20 protein-coding genes are annotated in these 19,747 nt (G+C 61.2%); 17 read left to right on the top strand and 3 right to left on the bottom strand.

Annotated elements, in window-relative coordinates; genetic code table 11:
* Positions 1 to 24 precede the first annotated feature (24 nt).
* Positions 25 to 963: a LysR family transcriptional regulator gene (locus NKH52_RS08995; RefSeq protein ID WP_352729624.1), complete on the bottom strand. Its 939-nt coding sequence runs from the start codon at positions 961 to 963 to the stop codon at positions 25 to 27.
* Between the two features lie 124 nt (positions 964 to 1,087).
* On the opposite strand from NKH52_RS08995, the gene NKH52_RS08990 reads away from it, so the two are divergent.
* Genes NKH52_RS08990 through gph form a run of 10 tightly spaced genes read left to right on the top strand, consistent with a single transcriptional unit; the run spans position 1,088 to position 11,065 of the window.
* Positions 1,088 to 2,134: a class 1 fructose-bisphosphatase gene (locus tag NKH52_RS08990; RefSeq protein WP_352729622.1), complete on the top strand. Its 1,047-nt coding sequence runs from the start codon at positions 1,088 to 1,090 to the stop codon at positions 2,132 to 2,134.
* A gap of 8 nt (positions 2,135 to 2,142) precedes the next feature.
* Positions 2,143 to 3,015: a phosphoribulokinase gene (locus tag NKH52_RS08985; RefSeq protein WP_128303320.1), complete on the top strand. Its 873-nt coding sequence runs from the start codon at positions 2,143 to 2,145 to the stop codon at positions 3,013 to 3,015.
* Between the two features lie 10 nt (positions 3,016 to 3,025).
* Complete coding sequence (tkt, locus tag NKH52_RS08980) at positions 3,026 to 5,038, top strand: transketolase (RefSeq protein ID WP_352729620.1); 2,013 nt, start codon at positions 3,026 to 3,028, stop codon at positions 5,036 to 5,038.
* 11 nt (positions 5,039 to 5,049) lie between these two features.
* The gene (gene fba / locus NKH52_RS08975) at positions 5,050 to 6,129 is read left to right on the top strand and encodes a class II fructose-bisphosphate aldolase (RefSeq protein ID WP_127259704.1); all 1,080 of its coding nucleotides are present in this window, start codon (positions 5,050 to 5,052) and stop codon (positions 6,127 to 6,129) included.
* 21 nt (positions 6,130 to 6,150) lie between these two features.
* Positions 6,151 to 7,644, top strand: a complete 1,494-nt coding sequence (locus NKH52_RS08970; RefSeq protein WP_023810401.1) for a ribulose-bisphosphate carboxylase large subunit — start codon at positions 6,151 to 6,153, stop codon at positions 7,642 to 7,644.
* 18 nt (positions 7,645 to 7,662) lie between these two features.
* The gene (locus tag NKH52_RS08965; protein ID WP_013532057.1) at positions 7,663 to 8,097 is read left to right on the top strand and encodes a ribulose bisphosphate carboxylase small subunit; all 435 of its coding nucleotides are present in this window, start codon (positions 7,663 to 7,665) and stop codon (positions 8,095 to 8,097) included.
* Positions 8,098 to 8,103: 6 nt separating this feature from the next.
* Entirely contained in the window at positions 8,104 to 9,042 is a 939-nt protein-coding gene (cbbX, locus tag NKH52_RS08960) for a CbbX protein (RefSeq protein WP_352729617.1), read from the top strand.
* A gap of 59 nt (positions 9,043 to 9,101) precedes the next feature.
* Entirely contained in the window at positions 9,102 to 9,788 is a 687-nt protein-coding gene (rpe, locus tag NKH52_RS08955) for a ribulose-phosphate 3-epimerase (protein WP_352729615.1), read from the top strand.
* 21 nt (positions 9,789 to 9,809) lie between these two features.
* The gene (locus NKH52_RS08950) at positions 9,810 to 10,367 is read left to right on the top strand and encodes a thioredoxin family protein (protein WP_352729613.1); all 558 of its coding nucleotides are present in this window, start codon (positions 9,810 to 9,812) and stop codon (positions 10,365 to 10,367) included.
* Positions 10,364 to 11,065 carry a phosphoglycolate phosphatase gene (gene gph, locus NKH52_RS08945; RefSeq protein ID WP_352729611.1) on the top strand — a complete coding sequence of 234 codons (702 nt, stop codon included), beginning with the start codon at positions 10,364 to 10,366 and terminating at the stop codon, positions 11,063 to 11,065. The genes NKH52_RS08950 and gph overlap by 4 nt, the downstream gene beginning before the upstream one ends.
* Positions 11,066 to 11,112: 47 nt before the next feature.
* On the opposite strand, the gene NKH52_RS08940 is transcribed toward gph, so the two are convergent.
* Positions 11,113 to 11,493 carry a c-type cytochrome gene (locus tag NKH52_RS08940; RefSeq protein ID WP_024504374.1) on the bottom strand — a complete coding sequence of 127 codons (381 nt, stop codon included), beginning with the start codon at positions 11,491 to 11,493 and terminating at the stop codon, positions 11,113 to 11,115.
* A gap of 362 nt (positions 11,494 to 11,855) precedes the next feature.
* Here NKH52_RS08940 and NKH52_RS08935 point away from each other — a divergent pair, with 362 nt between their 5' ends.
* The 6 genes from NKH52_RS08935 (at position 11,856) to NKH52_RS08910 (ending at position 16,603) form a co-directional block, all read left to right on the top strand.
* Positions 11,856 to 12,065: a hypothetical protein gene (locus NKH52_RS08935; RefSeq protein WP_023810394.1), complete on the top strand. Its 210-nt coding sequence runs from the start codon at positions 11,856 to 11,858 to the stop codon at positions 12,063 to 12,065.
* A gap of 33 nt (positions 12,066 to 12,098) precedes the next feature.
* Positions 12,099 to 13,085: an ABC transporter substrate-binding protein gene (locus NKH52_RS08930; protein ID WP_352729609.1), complete on the top strand. Its 987-nt coding sequence runs from the start codon at positions 12,099 to 12,101 to the stop codon at positions 13,083 to 13,085.
* Positions 13,082 to 13,906, top strand: coding sequence for an ABC transporter permease (locus NKH52_RS08925; RefSeq protein WP_352729607.1), 825 nt, complete (start codon positions 13,082 to 13,084; stop codon positions 13,904 to 13,906). The genes NKH52_RS08930 and NKH52_RS08925 overlap by 4 nt, the downstream gene beginning before the upstream one ends.
* Positions 13,875 to 14,615 carry an ABC transporter ATP-binding protein gene (locus NKH52_RS08920; protein ID WP_352729807.1) on the top strand — a complete coding sequence of 247 codons (741 nt, stop codon included), beginning with the start codon at positions 13,875 to 13,877 and terminating at the stop codon, positions 14,613 to 14,615. Before NKH52_RS08925 ends, NKH52_RS08920 begins: the two co-directional genes overlap by 32 nt.
* A 34-nt stretch (positions 14,616 to 14,649) precedes the next feature.
* On the top strand, positions 14,650 to 15,621 hold the full coding sequence (locus NKH52_RS08915) for a quinoprotein relay system zinc metallohydrolase 2 (protein ID WP_352729605.1): 972 nt from the start codon (positions 14,650 to 14,652) through the stop codon (positions 15,619 to 15,621).
* 118 nt (positions 15,622 to 15,739) lie between these two features.
* Entirely contained in the window at positions 15,740 to 16,603 is an 864-nt protein-coding gene (locus tag NKH52_RS08910; protein WP_352729603.1) for a quinoprotein dehydrogenase-associated SoxYZ-like carrier, read from the top strand.
* Positions 16,604 to 16,729: 126 nt separating this feature from the next.
* On the opposite strand, the gene NKH52_RS08905 is transcribed toward NKH52_RS08910, so the two are convergent.
* Positions 16,730 to 17,083 (bottom strand): hypothetical protein, encoded by a 354-nt coding sequence (locus NKH52_RS08905; protein WP_352729601.1) that lies wholly within the window; start codon positions 17,081 to 17,083, stop codon positions 16,730 to 16,732.
* Positions 17,084 to 17,769: 686 nt separating this feature from the next.
* Between NKH52_RS08905 and NKH52_RS08900 the strand changes: the two genes are divergently transcribed.
* On the top strand, positions 17,770 to 19,671 hold the full coding sequence (locus NKH52_RS08900; RefSeq protein WP_352729600.1) for a methanol/ethanol family PQQ-dependent dehydrogenase: 1,902 nt from the start codon (positions 17,770 to 17,772) through the stop codon (positions 19,669 to 19,671).
* Positions 19,672 to 19,747 lie beyond the last annotated feature (76 nt).

The following is a 19,747-nucleotide window of genomic DNA, read 5'->3' as shown; positions in this document are numbered from 1 at the left end:
TTCATCCGCCGTGTTCGTGCAATGTCATCCCGCCTTGTCTGGATATAGCTTTCCGAAAAGGGGCAGATACATCGCGCCCTTGCGCATCAGGAAATCGGTGAACGTGGCCATGGCCGGCGAGATCGCGTGATCGGTTCGCATCACCGAAAACCATTGCCGGCGGATCGGCATGCCGACAACGTCGAGGATGACAAGCCGGCCTGCTTCGGTTTCCGCAGCGATGGTGTGGGCAGAGATGAAGGCGATGCCGAGACCAGCCATCACCGCCTGCTTGATCGTTTCGTTCGAGGCCATCTCGACACCGAGGTCGTCGATGCGCCCAGGCACGTCGCTCAGGAATATTTCCAACGAGATGCGGGTTCCAGAGCCGGGCTCACGAATAAGGAAATGCTCCTCCGCGATCCGTTCCTTGGAGATATCGCGCGCCGCCACCAACGGATGGTCGGGCGGCGCGATGATGACCAGCGGGTGATCGCCGAAGACCGAAGCACGCACCGGAACCTCTTTTGCCGGACGCCCCATCAGCGCGATATCGATGTCGTGGTTCTTGAGGTTGTCGATCGTCTGGGCACGGTTGCCGATGGCAAGCCGCATGTCGATGTCGGGATGGTCCTTCATGAACGCAGCCATCAGCCGCGGCGCGAAATATTTGGCGGTGGAAACGACGCCGAGCCTCAAGCTGCCGGTGCGTACGCCCTTGATGGCATCCATCTTGTCTTCGAGCAAACCGAGATGCTCATCGATAGCCTGCGCGGTCTCGACGAAAGCCAGACCTGCGGCAGTGGGACGCATGCCGTCCGATGTTCGGTCGAACAGAGCCAGCTGGAATTCTTCCTCCACTTGCCGCAGTTGGATTGTCAGCGCTGGAGGAGACAGGCCTAACATCTTGGCTGCGCTGACAATTTTGCCGCACTTGATGATTGCCTGGACGGTCTTGAAATGCTTGAGCGTGAGGTTCCTCATGCCCCATACTAAATTATTTTTAATGAGTCAGTAAAGTTATTGAATTTTACTTATCTTCCGACCTTTGTTTCCATTCCTCCAGTCCAGCCGCTCCGAGGAGATGCGACCGGACCGGGAGGTTACGATGCCAGTGGCAACGCTCGACGCTTTTCTGAACTCCTATCTCGGCCAGCCTGACGAATTCCGCTCGGCAGTAGTGACGACCGCCCGTCAGTTGACACAGGCCGCCATCAAGATCCGCAACACCATCAACCAAGGGGTGCTCGGCGCCGCCTTTGCCGAAACCCGTGGCGCCAATGCCGACGGCGACGTTCAGAAGGATCTCGACGTCTTCTCCGACGACATCTTCCTCGACGCCATGCGCCGTGCGCCAGTCGCGCTTTACGCCTCCGAGGAGTTGGAGCAGCCAGTCCTGCTCGACAGCCAAGCGCCACTCGCCATCGCGATCGACCCGCTCGACGGCTCTTCCAACATCGACACCAACGTGTCGATCGGAACGATCTTCTCGCTCCTGACCGCAACTGGCGCGCCGGACGCTGATCCGGCCGCCTCTTTCTTGCAGGCGGGCGTGAACCAGCTAGGCGCCGGTTTCTTCATCTATGGGCCGCAACTGGCACTCGTCCTGTCGCTCGGCAGCGGCACGCATGTCTTCGTCTTCTCGACAAGGCTCGGCACCTTCGTCCAGGCCTATGAAAGCCGGATCATTCCGCAACGCACTCAGGAGTTCGCTATCAACGCCGCCAACTACCGGCACTGGGACGAGGCTGTGCGGCTCTATGTCGACGACTGCCTGGAGGGCACCGAAGGACCGCGCGAGAAGGATTTCAACATGCGCTGGATCGCCTCTCTGGTTGCCGACTGTTACCGCATATTGATGCGCGGCGGCGTTTTTCTCTACCCCGGCGATCGGCGCAAGGGCTATGGTCAGGGACGGCTGCGCCTCGTCTACGAGGCCAACCCGATCGCCTATCTCATAGAACAGGCTGGCGGTGCCGCCACCGATGCGATCAACCGCATCCTGGAAATCGAACCCGAGAGCCTGCATCAGCGCGTGCCGATGATCTTCGGGTCGGCGCGGGAAGTCGCGCGCATCACCCGCTACCACACAGAGCCGAGCAACATCGGTGAGCGTGCGCCGCTGTTCAGCCGCCGCGGCCTGTTCAGAGCCTGAGCAGCACCATGTCAGCCAAGCACCCCATCATCACCATCACCGGGTCGTCGGGCGCCGGCACGACCTCGGTCAAGCGCATCTTCGAGCTGATTTTCCGGCGCGAGAACATCGAGGCCGCTTTCATCGAAGGCGACGCCTTCCACCGCTACGACCGCGCGGCGATGAAGGCAAAGGTGGCCGAGGAGGAAAAGGCCGGCAACCCGAACTTCACCCATTTCAATGCCGCGGCCAACGAACTCGGAATTCTCGAAGAGGTGTTCACGGAATATGGCCGCCGCGGAACCGGCAAGACCCGCACCTACATTCATGATGAGGAAGAGGAAAAGCAGCACGGCACGCCACCGGGAACCTTTACCGAATGGCGCGAATTCGCTCCCAGCGACCTGCTCTTCTACGAAGGGCTGCACGGCTGTGTCGTCACCGACACGATCAATTTGGCCAAGCATGCGGATCTGAAGATCGGCGTCGTGCCGGTCATCAATCTCGAATGGATCCAGAAGATCCATCGCGACCGTTCGACACGCGGCTATTCCACCGAGGCGGTGATGGACGTCATCCTGCGCCGGATGCCCGACTATGTCCGCTACATTGTCCCGCAATTCTCGCAGACCGCCATCAACTTCCAGCGCGTGCCGATCGTCGACACGTCCAACCCGTTCATCGCGCGCTGGATTCCGACGCCCGACGAATCGATGCTGGTTATCCGCTTCGCCAATCCGCGCGGCATCGATTTTCCGTATCTGCTGTCGATGATCCACGACTCGTTCATGTCGCGGCCAAATTCCATCGTGGTGCCAGGCAACAAGCTCGATCTTGCCATGCAGCTGATCCTGACGCCGCTCATCCTGCAATTGATTGAACGCAAGAGCCGTGTGTCGTGAGGAGGATGCAATGACCAGCCAAACAGCACTGAAGCCCGTCACCACAACCGCTCCCGTCTCGGAGCGCGACATGGCGAACGCCATTCGCGCGCTGGCGATGGACAGCGTCCAAAAGGCGAATTCGGGTCACCCTGGCATGCCGATGGGCATGGCCGATGTCGCAACGGTGCTGTTCAACCGCTTCATCAATATCGACCCGTCGAGGCCGGACTGGCCCGACCGTGACCGTTTCGTGCTTTCGGCCGGCCACGGCTCGATGCTGCAATACGCGCTGCATCATCTGCTCGGCTATGAAGACATGCAGGTCGAGGAATTGCAGCGATTTCGGCAATTGGGCAGCCGCACCGCCGGACATCCGGAATACGGCCATGCGCTTGGCGTGGAGACCACCACCGGACCGCTCGGACAGGGCATTTCCACGGCGGTCGGCATGGCGCTGGCGGAACGTATGCTTGCCGCCCGCTACGGTACCGATCTGGTCGATCATCATACCTATGTGATTGCGGGCGATGGCTGCCTTCAGGAGGGAATCAGTCACGAGGCGATAGACCTCGCTGGTCACCTGAGGCTTTCCCGCCTGATCGTCTTCTGGGACGACAATGCGATTTCCATTGACGGGCCGACCTCCCTCTCCACGTCGATGGACCAGCCGGCGCGCTTCAAGGCCGCCGGCTGGGATGTCCAAAGCGTCGCCGGCCACGACATGGAGGCAGTCGCCGCGGCAATCGAGGCGGCGCGGCGGTCGGATCGACCATCGCTGATTGCCTGCCGCACAGTGATCGGCATGGGTGCCCCCAATCTCGGCGGTTCCGAGAAGACGCACGGCGCACCGCTGGGTGAAGCAGAGATCGCCGCGACACGCGAAAACATCGGCTGGGCCCACGCGCCGTTCGCGGTGCCGGATGATATCCTCTTCGCCTGGCGCGAGATTGCCGGTCGCGGCGAAGCGATGCGGCGCGGCTGGGAGCAGCGGCTTGCCGCCTCGCCGCGGCGCGAGGCTTTCGAGAGCGCCGTCGCCGCCGAACTGCCCGACACGGTCTTCGAAGCGCTCGACGCCTTTCGTCGCGAACATGTCGAGAAGGCAACCAAGGTGGCGACGCGAAAAGCCTCCGAAATGGCGCTCGAGGTCATCAACGGCGCAACGGAATTGACCGTCGGCGGCTCGGCCGATCTGACGCATTCAAATCTCACGATCACCAAGGGCATGAACCGCATTGCGCCGAGTGACTATGCCGGCCGCTACATTCACTACGGCATTCGCGAGCACGGCATGGCGGCCGCCATGAACGGCATCGCGCTTCATGGCGGTTTCGTGCCCTATGGCGGTACGTTCCTGTGCTTCGCCGATTATGCGCGCGGCGCGATGCGGCTCTCGGCGCTCATGGGCCAGCGTGTCATCTATGTGATGACACACGATTCCATCGGCCTCGGCGAGGACGGACCGACGCACCAGCCGGTCGAGCACCTTGCGATGCTGCGTGCCACGCCTAATCTCAACGTCTTCCGGCCGGCGGATGTCATCGAAACGGCGGAGTGCTGGGAACTCGCGCTAAAGAGCAAGGATCGGCCGAGCGTCCTGGTGCTGTCACGCCAGAACCTGCCGATGCTGCGTCGGTCGCACAGCGACGAGAACCGCTCCTGCCAAGGCGCTTACATCCTGCGCGAGCCGGCAAAGCACAGCGCCGTCACCCTGATCGCCACCGGCTCGGAGGTCGAGATCGCGGTTGCTGCCGCCGAAAGGCTGGAGACCGAGCATGGCGTCGCCGCCGCCGTCGTGTCGATGCCGTGCTGGGAGCTTTTCGAGGAGCAGGAAAGCGCCACCCGCAAGGCCGTTCTCGGCTCGGCGCCGCGCGTCGCGATCGAAGCGGCAGCCCGGCTGGGCTGGGACCGCTGGATCGGCGAGACCGGCGCTTTCGTCGGCATGACCGGCTTCGGCGCCAGCGCCCCTGCCCCCGACCTCTACCGGCATTTCAACATAACGTCCGAAGCGGTTGCTGCAGCGGCGCTGAAGCTCATCATCTAGGAGGATTCACAATGGCTCGCATCACCCTTCGCCAGCTTCTCGACCATGCCGCCGAGCACGGCTACGGCGTACCGGCATTCAACATCAACAACATGGAACAGGGCCTCGCCATCATGGAGGCGGCCAAGGCCTGCGACGCGCCTGTCATCATCCAGGCCTCACGTGGCGCCCGGTCCTATGCCAACGACATCATGCTGGCCAAGATGATGGAGGCATTGACCGAAATCCACCCGGCCATCCCGCTATGCATCCATCAGGACCACGGCAACAGCGAGGCCACCTGCCTTTCCGCGATCCGCCACGGCTTCACCTCGGTGATGATGGACGGATCCTTGATGGCGGACGCCAAGACGCCGGCCAGCTACGACTACAACGTCGCCATAACCGAACGCGTCGCACGCATGGCGCATTGGGTCGGCGCTTCCGTTGAAGGCGAACTGGGCGTGCTCGGCTCGCTGGAAACCGGTCAAAGCGAGGCAGAGGACGGCCACGGCGCCGAAGGCGCGCTCTCTCACGACCAACTCTTGACCGATCCAGATCAGGCGGTCGATTTTGTGACTGCAACCCAGGTCGACGCGCTGGCGATTGCCTGCGGCACCTCGCACGGCGCCTACAAATTCACCCGCAAGCCGGACGGCGACATCCTGGCCATGCAGGTGATCGAGGCGATCCACGAGAAGCTGCCCAACACGCATCTGGTCATGCACGGCTCTTCCTCGGTGCCGCAGGAGCTGCAGGACATCATCAACAGATACGGCGGCGAGATGCCCCAGACCTTTGGCGTTCCGGTCGAGGAGATCGAGCGCGGCATCCGCTACGGCGTGCGCAAGGTCAACATCGACACCGATTGCCGCATGGCCATGGCCGGGCAGTTCCGCCGCGTCGCGACGGAAAACCCGCGCGAGTTCGATCCCCGCAAATTCCTGAAACCCGCCATGGATGCCTTGCGCGACCTTTGCCGGGACCGCTTCGAGCGCTTCGGTACGGCGTCCAACGCCTCGAAGATCAAGGTCATCGCCATGGACGAGATGGCGAAACGTTACGCCGCGGGAAAACTCGACCCCCATATCGCAACCGCGAAAGCCGCCTGAGCAACAAACAGGAGACCTGTCATGAACAAGATCGACATACTGCCAGTGGGGACGCTCAAGGAAGGCAAGGAACGCTACAAGTCAGGGGTCATCCCCTACAAGAAGATGGGCTATTGGGAGCCTGACTACAGGCCCAAGGAAACCGATCTGATCGCCATGTTCCGGATCACGCCGCAACCCGGTGTCGACCACGAGGAGGCGGCGGCCGCCATCGCCGGCGAATCCTCCACCGCGACGTGGACCGTGGTGTGGACCGACCGGCTGACCGCCTGCGAGCTCTATCGCGCCAAGGCGTTCAGATCCGAGCCGGTGCCGAACACCGGTCCCGGAACCAAAACCGAACAACAGTACTTCGCCTACATCGCCTACGACCTCGACCTGTTCGAGCCGGGCTCGATCGCCAATTTGACCGCATCGATCATCGGCAATGTGTTCGGCTTCAAGGCAGTCAAGGCGCTGCGGCTGGAAGACATGCGTATCCCGGTCGCGTATCTCAAAACCTTCCAGGGGCCGGCGACCGGCATCGTGGTGGAGCGTGAGCGGCTCGACAAGTTCGGCCGGCCGCTGCTCGGCGCTACGACGAAGCCCAAGCTCGGCCTGTCGGGCCGCAATTACGGGCGCGTCGTTTACGAAGCGCTGAAGGGCGGCCTCGATTTCGTCAAGGACGACGAGAACATCAACTCGCAGCCCTTCATGCATTGGCGCGACCGCTTCCTCTACTGCATGGAGGCCGTGAACAAGGCGTCGGCTGCCACCGGCGAGGTCAAAGGCCATTATCTCAACGTCACTGCCGGCACGATGGAGGAGATGTACGAGCGCGCCGAATTCGCCAAGCAGCTTGGCTCCTGCATCGTCATGATCGACCTCGTCATCGGCTACACGGCGATCCAATCTATGGCCAAGTGGGCACGCCGCAACGACATGATCCTGCACCTGCACCGTGCCGGCAACTCGACTTATTCGCGCCAGAAGAACCACGGCATGAATTTCCGCGTCATCTGCAAATGGATGCGCATGGCCGGCGTCGACCACATCCATGCCGGCACGGTGGTCGGCAAGCTGGAGGGCGATCCGCTCATGATCAAGGGATTTTATGACACGCTGCGTGAGGAGCGCACGCCGCAGAACCTCGAAACCGGGCTGTTCTTCGATCAGGAATGGGCCTCGCTCAACAAGGTGATGCCCGTCGCCTCGGGCGGCATCCATGCCGGCCAGATGCATCAGTTGATCCACTATCTCGGCGAGGACGTCATCCTGCAGTTCGGCGGCGGCACAATCGGCCATCCGGACGGCATCCAGGCAGGCGCGACGGCCAATCGCGTCGCCTTGGAAGCGATGATCCTGGCCCGCAACGAGGGGCGCGATTATTTGCGCGAAGGAACCAAGATCCTCGAACAGGCGGCCAGATGGTGCACGCCGCTGAAGGCTGCCCTGGAGACTTGGAAGGACGTCACCTTCAACTACGAATCGACCGACACGGCCGACTTCGTGCCAACCGCAACGCCCAGCTTCTAGACGAAAGGAACCGTCGTCATGATGACCAATCCGGGAAACAAGGTCACGCAGGGACAGTTCTCGTTCCTGCCCGACCTGACCGACGAGCAGATTTCAGCGCAGATCAAATACGCGCTGAAGAACCATTGGGCGGTCAGCGTCGAGTACACGGACGATCCCCATCCGCGAAACACCTACTGGGAAATGTACGGCAACCCGATGTTCGACTTGAAAGACCCGGCGGGCATACTGCTCGAGGTCAACGCTTGCCGGAAAGCCTGTCCGAACATGTATGTGCGGGTGACCGCCTTCGATTCGACCAAGGGCTGGGAAGCGCCGCGCATGTCGTTCATTGTCAACCGGCCGCCCAGCGAACCCGGGTTCCGGCTGCTGCGCCAGGAGCGCGACGGCCGCAGCCAGGGTTATTCGATCGTGCCTTATGCGACCGACAGGCCCGAGGGCGAGCGGAGCTAGCGAACCATGCTGAACGCGATGACCAAGGACGCTGCCGCACAGGACGCGACGGTTGATCTGCAGGCCGAGTTCGAGGCCTCCAACATCGACGAGGTGATGGACAAGCTCGACCGTGAACTCGTTGGCCTGAAGCCGGTCAAGACCCGCATCCGCGAGATCGCCGCTCTCCTCCTGGTCGACCGGCTTCGCCGCAAGTTCGGGCTGACCTCGGGCGCCCCGACGCTGCACATGAACTTTACGGGAAATCCCGGCACCGGAAAGACCACCGTGGCGCTGAGGATGGCCGAAATCCTGCATCGTCTCGGCTATGTCCGCGAAGGCCACATGGTCGCCGTGACACGCGACGATCTCGTTGGCCAGTATGTGGGCCACACCGCGCCCAAGACCCGCGAGGTGATCAAGCGTGCCATGGGCGGCGTGCTTTTCATCGACGAGGCCTACTATCTCTACAAGCCCGAGAACGAACGCGACTACGGCCAGGAATCGATCGAAATCCTGCTGCAGTGCATGGAGAACAACCGTGACGATCTGGTTGTGATCCTTGCCGGCTACAAGAACAAGATGGACCGCTTCTTCGACAGCAATCCCGGCATGCGTTCGCGCATCGCCCACCACCTCGATTTCCCCGACTATGGCGTCGGCGAACTGAAATCGATCGCCGAGATTATGCTGGCGGAGCAGAATTATCGCCTCAGCGAGGCGGCGTCCCAGGCGCTCGAAGAGTATCTTCCGATCCGAATGAGGCTGCCGCATTTCTCCAACGCGCGTTCGGTCCGCAATGGGCTCGATCGGGCACGGCTGCGGCAGGCCAACCGGCTTTTCGCATCGCGCAGCAGGGTGTTGACCAAGGCCGATCTTGTCACCATCGAGGAATCCGACATCCGCGGCAGCCGCGTGTTCGCGGAAGGGAAACTCGAAGGCGAACCGGAGACGAAGATGCGCTGACGGGATGAAGCCGGCTGGCGCAGAGACCAACACCGCAGACAGGATTGGAGACGACGACCATGGTCACCAGGACAATCATCGCACCCTCCGTGCTTTCCGCGGATTTCTCGCGGCTCGGCGACGAGGTCGAAGCTGTCGTGCGGGCGGGTGCCGACTGGATCCATCTCGACGTGATGGACGGCCACTTCGTGCCCAACATCACCTTCGGTCCGCCGGTGATCAAGGCGATCCGCGACCGAACGGACAAAATCTTCGACTGCCATCTGATGATCGCGCCAGCCGACGCCTATCTGGCTGCCTTCGCCGACGCCGGCTGCGACATCATCACGGTGCATGCAGAGGCCGGGCCGCATCTCGATCGTTCCCTGCAGGCGATCAAAAATCTCGGCAAGAAGGCCGGCGTATCGCTGAATCCTTCGACGCCGGAGAGCGTCATCGAATATGTGCTCGACAGGCTCGACCTGGTGCTTCTGATGACGGTCAATCCAGGCTTCGGCGGCCAGGCTTTCATTTCCGCGGTCATCGAGAAGATCAGGCGAATCAAGGCACTGGTTGGCCACCGCCCGATTGACATCGAAATCGATGGCGGCGTCACGGCCGAAACCGCCCCGCTGGTCGCCGCGGCCGGCGCCAATGTGCTGGTCGCGGGGTCGGCCGTGTTCAAGGGCGGCACCGAGGCGGCCTATCGCGCCAACATTGGAACCATCCGTCAGGCGGCCGACGGTGCGATCCGGAAAGCCGCGTAAACCATTCCATCGGAGGCAAGCATGGCGGCCGTCCCCCCTGTCTGCGATTTCGGCTGGCGCGCCATCGATGCCGTTTTGCCTGGCGTCGACGGCAGGTCGCATTCGATCTTCAGCCAGGCCGGCCCGAACGGCCTGGTCGTGGCCTTCATCTGCAATCACTGCCCTTATGTGAAGGCGGTGATTTCACGTATCGTGCGCGATGCCAACGACCTCAAGGCCGAAGGTATCGGCTTTGTCGCGATCAACTCAAACGATGCCGATGCCTACCCGGAGGATTCCTTCGACCAAATGAAGCTCTTCGCCACGACGAGCGGCTTTAGCTTCCCTTACCTGCACGACCAGCACCAAACTGTGGCGCGCGATTACGCAGCCGTGTGCACTCCCGATTTCTTCGGGTTCAACAGCGAGTTGGGACTGCAATATCGCGGTCGGCTGGACGCCTCGCGACGAGAAGCCGGAGCGCCCGGGCTGAGACGCGATCTGTTCGAGGCGATGAAGCAGGTTGCCCGAACCGGCAACGGGCCGCTGGACCAAATCGCCTCGATCGGCTGCTCGATCAAGTGGAAGGATGCCGCATGAACGTCGGCGCAGGTAGGCCGCTTCGATCGCCGAAGGCGATCCTGTTCGACCTCGACGGCACGCTGGTCGACTCGGCGCCGGACATAGCGGCCGCAGTCAACGAATTGCTGGCCAGCCGCGATCTGCCGCCGCTGCGCCTGGATCAGGTCACGGCCATGATCGGCGGCGGCGTCAGGAAATTGATCGAGCGAGCCTTCGCGGCGTCGGGAGCGCCACTGCTCGGCAACGCTCTCGATGAGGCCAACCGCGTCATGGCGCCTATCTACCGCCGGCATCTGACCGGCCTGACAAGGCTGATGCCTGGCGTCAGGGAGGCTCTCACCCACTTTCATTTGGGCGGAGTAAGCATGGGAGTGGCAACCAACAAGCCGCAGTTGGCGACCCGCGAAATCCTGCTTCATTTCGGATTGACGGAATATTTCGGTGCCATCGTTGGCGGAGACGCGGTGACATACCTGAAACCCGCGCCCGATGCCCTGCTGCTGGCGTTGGCACAGCTTGGGGTCGACCCGGGTGACGCGCTGCTGGTCGGAGACAGTGGTGCTGACCTGGGCGCCGCACGCGCCGCCGGCATGCCCGTCATTCTATTGCGCGGCGGCTACAGCCACATTCCGGTGGAAGAGCTTGGCGCCGACCTTGTTAGCGACAGCCTTTTCGATCTGCCTTCGGCAATGCAGAGGCTGCAAGCCGATGCGTGATCGAGGCGAACGCCGGCCGAACGCAAGTTCGAACGGCCGGCGGCGCGCTATTTCGAGAATTGCTTCAGATAGGCGATGACATTGGCGATGTCTTCGTCCTGTTTGAGGCCGACAAACGCCATCTTTGTACCTTTGACCATGGCCTTGGGATCGTGAAGGTAAGTCTTCAGCGTGGGTTCATCCCATTTGACGCCGGACTTGCCTGCCGCGACCATCGCCTGAGAATAGCTGAACCCCGGGTGTGTCCCAGCCGTTCGGCCTATGACGCCGTTCAACGACGGGCCGACCTTGTTCTTGTCCTGGTCGGCGACGTGGCAGACCTTGCATTTGGCGAAGACCTTCTCACCCGCCGCCGCATCCTGTGCTTGGGATTGGCTCGCGATGAAGGGCACAACGGACATGACTGCGAAAAATGCGATTGCGCGCATGGCATTTCCTCATTGATCGTCTGGGTGCCCTGGACGATTTGCGCATGCCGATCCTTTGATCCGTCGGTATGCGCCTTACGCGGTGGAGTGGAAATTCCGCTTCTCCCGTGGAGCCGCGCCGCGTGATTCAGAAGCTAATTGGCATGTTGTGAAAGTCAATCGTACAAAGGTTTAGAGGCCTGGATGCTCAAGAGACCTGTCCATTCGTCTTTGTTGACGGCTATCCGGCGAGCGCGTAGCTTGACCCCATTCCGGTTTCTCCATCGGCACCTCGGGAAATCGGCAAGCGGTGATTTTGTCCTCGCTCCTGGTTGGGCTGGACTCGCCGGGATGGGCGTTTGGGAACGCGCAAGAGGTGCTGAATGGACATGGTCGATCTCATATTGACGGTTTGCCTCAGCGCCAATCCGAGCAATTGCCGAGACGAACATCTCTATTTCGAGAGCCGCGGCACTCTGTTCCAATGCATGATCCTTGCCCCCAGCGAAATCGCGAAATGGTCTCAAGAACACCCGACCCTCAAGGTCATGCGCTGGAAATGTGCATTTCCAAACAAGGAACGAGCCATCTGATTTGGCAGCGCGGAACCCTGGGGAGGAGGTGTCATGATGGTTTCACGGCGCATGACGCTGCGTCTGGCGGTTCTCGGGACAGCCGCTGTTCTTGCTACCAGGCCGGGCGTTGCGGCAGCCAGGATTCGCCTCGGTGTGCTGAAGTTTGGAACCGTGAGTTGGGAACTCGATACGCTAAGGCAGCACAAATTCGATGCCGCCAACGGGATCGATCTGGAGATCATCGACTTCGCCGGCGAGGATGCAACCAACGTCGCGATGCTGGCTGGCGCGATCGACATGATCGTCTCCGACTGGCTGTGGGTCTCGCGCCAGCGCTCCGAAGGCGGCGACCTCACATTGACCCCCTATTCGACCGCCGTAGGGGCGATCATGGTGAAGGAGGATTCGCCGATCCGGACGGTCGCCGATCTCAAGGACAAGAAAATCGGCGTCGCCGGCGGCCCGCTCGACAAGAGTTGGCTGCTTATACAAGCGCTGACCAGGCGCGATCTCGGCGTCGACTTGTCGGCAGCCAGCGACATCGTCTTTGGCGCGCCGCCGCTGATTTCGGAAAAGGCGATACAGGGCGAGCTCGATGCGGTGCTGAATTTCTGGCATTTTTGCGCCCGTCTCGAGGCCAATGGCTTCCGTAGACTGATCGGCGTGAACGACGCGGCAAAGGCGCTCGGGGCTCTGGGACCCGTGTCGGCCCTCGGTTACGTCTTCCATGATCAATGGGCAAACGAGAACCCGGATGCCGTCAGGTGTTTCGTGAGGGCGTCCGCGCAAGCCAAGGACTTGCTGGCCAGATCCGATGATGAATGGCTGCGCCTGGCGCCGATCATTCGCGCGGAAGGCAAGGAACTGGAAAAGCTGCGCGATCGCTACCGCCAGGGCATTCCCAGCCGGTCGATCGCCGACGAAGCGGCCGACGCCGGCAGGCTATACCATGTGCTTGCGGCGATCGGCGGCGCGAAGCTTGTCGGCAGCGCACCGGAAATGGCGCCCGGCACGTTCTGGCAGGAACCCGAGAAATGACCGCATTGGGAACCGACGGCACGCGTGATGCCCCGCCGACCATGTCCGGCCGACGCAGTCTGGCGACGGCACTCATGCCCGCGCTGACCGTAGCGGTCTCCCTGCTCGGGCTTTGCCTGCTGTGGAACCTTGCGGCAAGTGTCTGGCCAAGCCGTGCCTTTCCAGGACCTGGGCAGGTCTGGCAGGTGCTTCTCAGGGAGGCTGCGAGCGGCGACCTTTTTTACCATCTCGGCGTGACCCTCGGCCGGGTCGCCGCGGCATATATCGTCGCAATGATCATCGGATCCGTCATCGGCGTTTTGCTCGGCAGCCATTGTCGCGTGGACCGTTTTTTCAACCCGTGGGTGATCCTGTTCCTCAACATCCCGGCGCTGGTGGTCATCGTCCTCGGCTATATCTGGTTCGGCCTCAACGAGGTGGCGGCGATCGGCGCGGTGGCGGTGAACAAGATCCCGAATGTCGTGGTGACGATGCGCGAAGGCGCCAGGGCGCTTGATCCAAGTTACGCCGAAATGGCCACCGTCTATCGCTTCGGCCGCCTTGAACGCATCCGCCATATCCTGCTGCCGCAATTGCAGCCCTATCTTGCCGCCGCATCGCGATCCGGCATCGCCCTCATCTGGAAGATCGTGCTGGTCGTCGAGCTGCTCGGCCGCTCGAACGGTGTCGGCTTCCAGATCCATCTCTATTTCCAGCTCTTCGATGTCGCCGCCATTCTTGCCTACACGCTGGCTTTCGTGGCGGTGATGCTTGTCATTGAACTTCTCCTGGTGCAGCCCGTTGAACGACATGCAACCCGTTGGCGCCGTCGTCCCGCTTAAGGTCGACATCGCCGAAAAGACCTTCAGGTCCGCGCGAGGCGTCTCGATCACGGCGCTTCAGGACCTTTCCTTCGAGGTCCGGCAAGGCGAATTCGCCTGCTTGCTGGGACCGTCGGGCTGCGGCAAAACCACGACGCTGCGTATCCTGCTTGGCTTGGACAAAGACTTTTCCGGCTCCTTCCAGTTGCCGCAAGGAGGTTCGAACCGCATCGCCGCCGTATTCCAGGAACCGACCCTGCTGCCGTGGCGAACGGTGGAGCAGAATGTCAGGCTGGCGTTGCCGAAAAGCTTGAGAGCGAAAAATCTCGACAGGCTGTTCGACACGCTCGGCCTCGCCGGCATGCGCTCGCTCTATCCTGCCGAACTGTCGCTCGGCCTTGCGCGCAGGGCAGCAATTGCCAGGGCTTTCGCCATCGAGCCGGCGGTGCTTTTCCTGGACGAACCCTTTGTCTCGCTCGACGAACAGACCGCCGAGCGGCTTCGGCATCTGCTTTTGACCGTGTGGTCGGCACGGCCAACGACCGCCTTGATGGTGACGCACAATCTACGCGAGGCACTGATGCTGTCGGACCGCATCATCGTGCTCGCGCCGCGGCCAACCCATGTGCTCGGCGTGTTCGACGTACGGCTGCCACGGCAACATCGCAATTCGCAGGTGATGAGCGACCTTCTGCGGTCGTTCCATCATAGATTTCCGGACGTCACCTGATTGCCAGCAGGCGAAATGCATATCGGAGGCCTTCATGTCGGTTGATCTGCTAAGACGCAGGCTTGTGAGTGGCTTCGCCTGCACCGCCGCCAGCGCCGCCTTGCTGCCATGCTGCCTCGAACGAGCCGCTCTGGCCGCAGGCGGCAGCTTGCGGTTCTCGGTCAGGCAAATCGCCGACGGCGTCTTCGCCTTCCAGGGCGCGGATGAATTGATGACCGCCGCCAACGACGGTGCGATCTGCAATCTGGGCGCTGTCATCGGCACCGATGCGGTTGCCGTCATCGACAGCGGTGGCAGCCTGATCGAGGCGCACGCCTTTCTCGCCGCGATCGGAAAGCTGACAGCAAAGCCGGTTCGCTTCCTGGTCAACACCCACATGCATCCCGACCATATCTTCGGCAATGCGGCATTCCGGGAGATCGGCGCGACCATCGTCGGTCACCGCAATCTGCCGCGTGCCCTCGAGGCGCGTGGCGCGTTCTATCTGCACAACTATCGCGAACAGCTTGGCGAGGCGCTGATGGAGGGGATCGAGATCGTGTCGCCGACCATGCTGGTCGACGATCGCCTGCAGCTCGACCTCGGCGGGCGCATGATCGAACTGCGGGCATGGAAGGCGGCGCACACCGACAACGACCTGACCGTGTTCGATCCCGCGACCAGAACGCTCTTTGCCGGCGATCTCGTGTTCATGGGCTCCTTGCCGACGCTCGACGGATCACTGCTTGGATGGCTTCGCCAGATGGATGCGCTCACCGCGATCGACGCCGCGCGCGTCGTTCCAGGTCATGGTCCTGTAACGGCCGACTGGCCACAGGCGCTGGCGGGGGAGCGACGCTATTTCGAGATTCTGGCGCGCGATATCCGAAAGGCGATCGCCGACGGAACGCCGCTGCGCGAAGCAGTTAAAACCGCGGGCGAAACCGAACGGGATAATTGGCACCTGTTCGACGATTACAACGAGCGCAACGCAACGGCCGCATTTGCCGAACTCGAATGGGAATAGACGACGCCGACATGCGCCAGGCAGCTGTAAGGGACGGCGATTTGCCAAAGCGTCGCCAAAGGCTTATCCTCAACGCCAGCCTGGGCACCACCTCTCTTGCATTGGTGGAGGCATCGAAATGCAAAATCATGCTTATTCGAGCCGGCAGCTCGCTTTGCCGCTCGCATCCGTTTTCGTCGCGATCATCTTGGCCATCGGCACGCTGCTCGGCTCCCCGGGAGCCGCCAGCGCACAGCAAACAACCGCGTCCTCGGACAGGATCTGGCATGACTTGAAGGGCGACGTGTTCGGCGATCGGGCAATTCTGGTCGATACCGGCGTCGTCAGGATCGAAGCGCCGAAGCGGGCGCAGGATGCCGCTATCGTGCCCGTCGACATCTATCTCGATCCAGCCAAGGCGCCGGACGGCATCAAATCCGTTACCCTGATCATCGACGCCAACCCTGCACCGGTGGCGGCAACGTTCCAGCTCGGCAAGGATGCCGGCGTGACGCATCTGTCGACGCGCGTGCGCGTCAACGACTATTCCTATCTGCGTGCGATCGCTGAGACGCAGGGCGGCCAACTCCATATGGCGCAGACCTTCGTCAAGGCGTCAGGCGGATGCTCCGCCCCTGCGGTCAAGAACCAGGACGAGGCCAACGCGACGATGGGCCAGATGAAGCTGCGCCAGTTCCCACCCAAAGAGACGATGACCAAGACCGAGGAACTGCAGTTGATGATCCGGCACCCTAACAATTCGGGGCTGCAGCGGGATCCGCTGACCCAGTATTTCATACCCGCGCATTTTGTCCAGAAACTGTCGATCTCCCAAGCCGGCCAGCCGATCCTCTCCATGGAAGGTGGAATATCGATTTCGGAAGACCCCAATTTCCGATTCGATTTCACCGTGCACGGCAACGGCGAAATCCAGGTTGAAGCGATCGATACGGATGGCAAGACATTTCGCAATCAGTGGCCGCTGGAGACAGCGGGACTCTGAAGTCTCGATATCCTGTGCCGGACTGCAGGGGGCTTGCCAGCTTGATTCCGAAAGTGGAGCTTGTTTCGGGGAGATCCTGTCCAGACAAAGGATGGAACTCCATCCGGCTTGCGGATTGAGCAGGTTCTAAAAGCAGCGCACGTCGGCTTCCGACTGCGCGCGCTTCAATTCGGTACGGGCTGCCTTCGCCGGTGCGCTTTCACGAAACAGCCCCGCGTTTTCCCCTGTGGTCAAAGACATGCTCTTGAAAGTCTCGGCTCTCTCATAGTGGTCGTAGGGAAGGATCGAGGCGATGATGTCGATCGAGCAGGAACAGCTTTCCAGCGCCTGACGTGTCTGGCCGTTCGTTTGCATGCAGCCGAGCACGTAATCGGCAATCGTTGCTGTCGGGTAATCTCCCGCGGCGCCCGCCGGGTTTGCGAAGGCCAGCGGCGCGGCAAGGAGCAGCGGCAAAGTCGAAAATCCAACATATCTGATCACGGGAAAACCTCCGGTTGGCCTGGGCGTGATGCGCCCAGTCGAGATCACCGTGGCAGTTGGCAACGTGCCGCAGAGTCAGTCAAGCGCCCATGGCTTCCGTATACGACCAAAGGAGGAATGCAGTGCTGGTCGACGGTGGTTCCGCATGGGGGCCCCATGGCCCGCTCCACGCTCCAACTCCAACGATCATCTCATGCTTGGCTCACTATCGTTTCCCAACGGGGCACGTACATGGCCATGCCGAGACATCGAAGTGAATACCTCCAAATAAAATCCACGCTTAGGTGAAATGTAAAACTCAAAAAATAATCAAATTTTATCCAGCCCACCGTTATTTCTCAATCAGAAATACTTTATCTAACAAATACTACCCTGCTTATTTCCTTATATTGCGCCGCATCATTTACGATATTGCGGTGCAAAAAAACACCCAGGCTTTTTTGCTTGCCTAGCGTTTTGCGATGACATAGCCTCACCCTGTTTCCGGCTTCAAGGGCGTCACCGTCATTAGGGAGCGGCGACAGTCTTTCGTAGGCCAAGGTGAGGTGGGCAGTAACGGTGCCCTCTGCACATCTGGCTTAGGTCGTGACACGCTGCCGGAAATATTTCCCCCCCGTGAATCGCTTGGGCAAGCCCTTGTGGGCTCAGCAAATGATTCATCACTATGAACCTCGGGAGGAATTCGGATGCGTGTACTTACGAAAGCTACCTATATTCTAACCACTGCGGCGTTTCTGTCGCTCGGCGCGGCGTTTACGGCGTCGGCTAACGAGGACCTTGCAAAGCTGGCTTCGGATTCGAAGAACTGGGCAATGCAGACGGGTGACTACGCCAACACCCGCTATTCCAAACTCAACCAGATTACTGCGGACAATGTGAAGAACCTGCAGGTCAAGTGGACCTTTTCCACCGGCGTGCTACGAGGCCACGAGGGTGGACCGCTTATCATCGGCGATGTGATGTATGTTCACACGCCTTTCCCGAACAATGTCTTTGCGCTCGATCTCAAGAATGACGGAAAGATCCTCTGGAAATACGAACCCAAGCAGGATCCCAACGTCATTCCGATAATGTGTTGCGATACGGTCAATCGCGGCGTTGCCTATGGTGACGGCAAGATCATTCTCAATCAGGCCGACACCACGGTCGTCGCCCTCGACGCGAAGACCGGCAAGGTCGTCTGGGCGGTCAAGAACGGCGACCAGACCGATGGCGGCAAAGGCGAATCCGGTACGGCTGCCCCCGTCGTCGTCAAGGACAAGGTGCTCATCGGCGTATCCGGCGCCGAATTCGGCGTTCGCGGCTGGCTGGCCGCCTACAATCTGAAAGATGGCAAACTCGCCTGGAAAGCCTATTCGGAAGGTCCGGACGCAGACACCCTGCTCGATCCTGAGAAGACCACGCATCTCGGCAAGCCGGTGGGCAAGGATTCCGGCACGAACACCTGGGAAGGCGAGCAGTGGAAGACAGGCGGCGGCACGACATGGGGATGGTATTCCTATGATCCCAAGCTGAACCTGGTCTACTATGGCACCGGCAATCCCTCGACGTGGAACCCGGTACAACGCCCCGGCGACAATCGCTGGTCGATGACGATCATGGCCCGCGATGCGGATACGGGCGTTGCCAAATGGCTCTACCAGATGACCCCGCATGACGAATGGGACTATGACGGCATCAACGAGATGATCCTCGTCGATGGCATGGAGGTCAACGGCGCCAAGCACGACGTGCTGGTGCATTTCGATCGCAATGGTTTTGCCTACACCATGGATCGCGCCACCGGCGACCTTCTCGTCGCCAAGAAATACGATCCGGCCGTGAACTGGGCGACGGAAGTCGTCATGGACCCCAAGAGCGAACAATATGGTCGCCCGCAGGTCGTGGCGAAATATTCGACCCAGCAGAACGGCGAAGACACCAACTCGACGGGCATCTGCCCGGCGGCGCTTGGAACGAAGGACCAGCAGCCGGCGGCCTATTCGCCGAAGACCGGGCTGTTTTATGTCCCGACCAACCATGTCTGCATGGACTATGAGCCTTACAAGGTGAGCTACACCGCCGGTCAGCCTTATGTTGGCGCCACCGTGTCGATGTATCCCGCACCTGGCGGCGACGGCAACATGGGCAACTTCATTGCCTGGGATGCGGCCAAGGGTGAGATCGTCTGGTCGAAGCCCGAGCAGTTCTCGGTGTGGTCGGGCGCGTTGGCGACAGATGGCGACGTCGTCTTCTACGGTACACTCGAAGGCTACATCAAGGCTGTCGATAAGGACGGCAAGGAACTCTACAAGTTCAAGACCCCGTCCGGCATTATCGGCAACATCACGACCTACGAGCAGGGCGGCAAACAGTACATCGCCGTTCTGTCCGGCGTCGGTGGCTGGGCAGGTATCGGCCTGGCAGGCGGCCTGCTTTCGCCTGATAACGCCGCTGCCTGGCATGGCGCCGTCGATCAGGGCCGTGCCCAAGGCGACGAGGCCGCGGTCGTTGGCACCGCTGGTCTTGGTGCCGTCGGCGGCTACGCGGCACTTGCCGACTACACGACGCTGGGCGGTCAGCTCACCGTCTTCGGTCTCCCGGATTGATGCGCCGGGAACCTTGAGCACGCCTCGGGTCTTGTGAGACCAAAGGCTTGAAGAACGAGAGCCCGGATCATCCGGA

This window comes from Mesorhizobium sp. M1066 (assembly GCF_040318635.1).
Lineage (GTDB): Bacteria > Pseudomonadota > Alphaproteobacteria > Rhizobiales > Rhizobiaceae > Mesorhizobium.
Note: the sequence above shows the minus strand (reverse complement) of the source record. Positions and strands in the feature narration are given on the sequence as shown.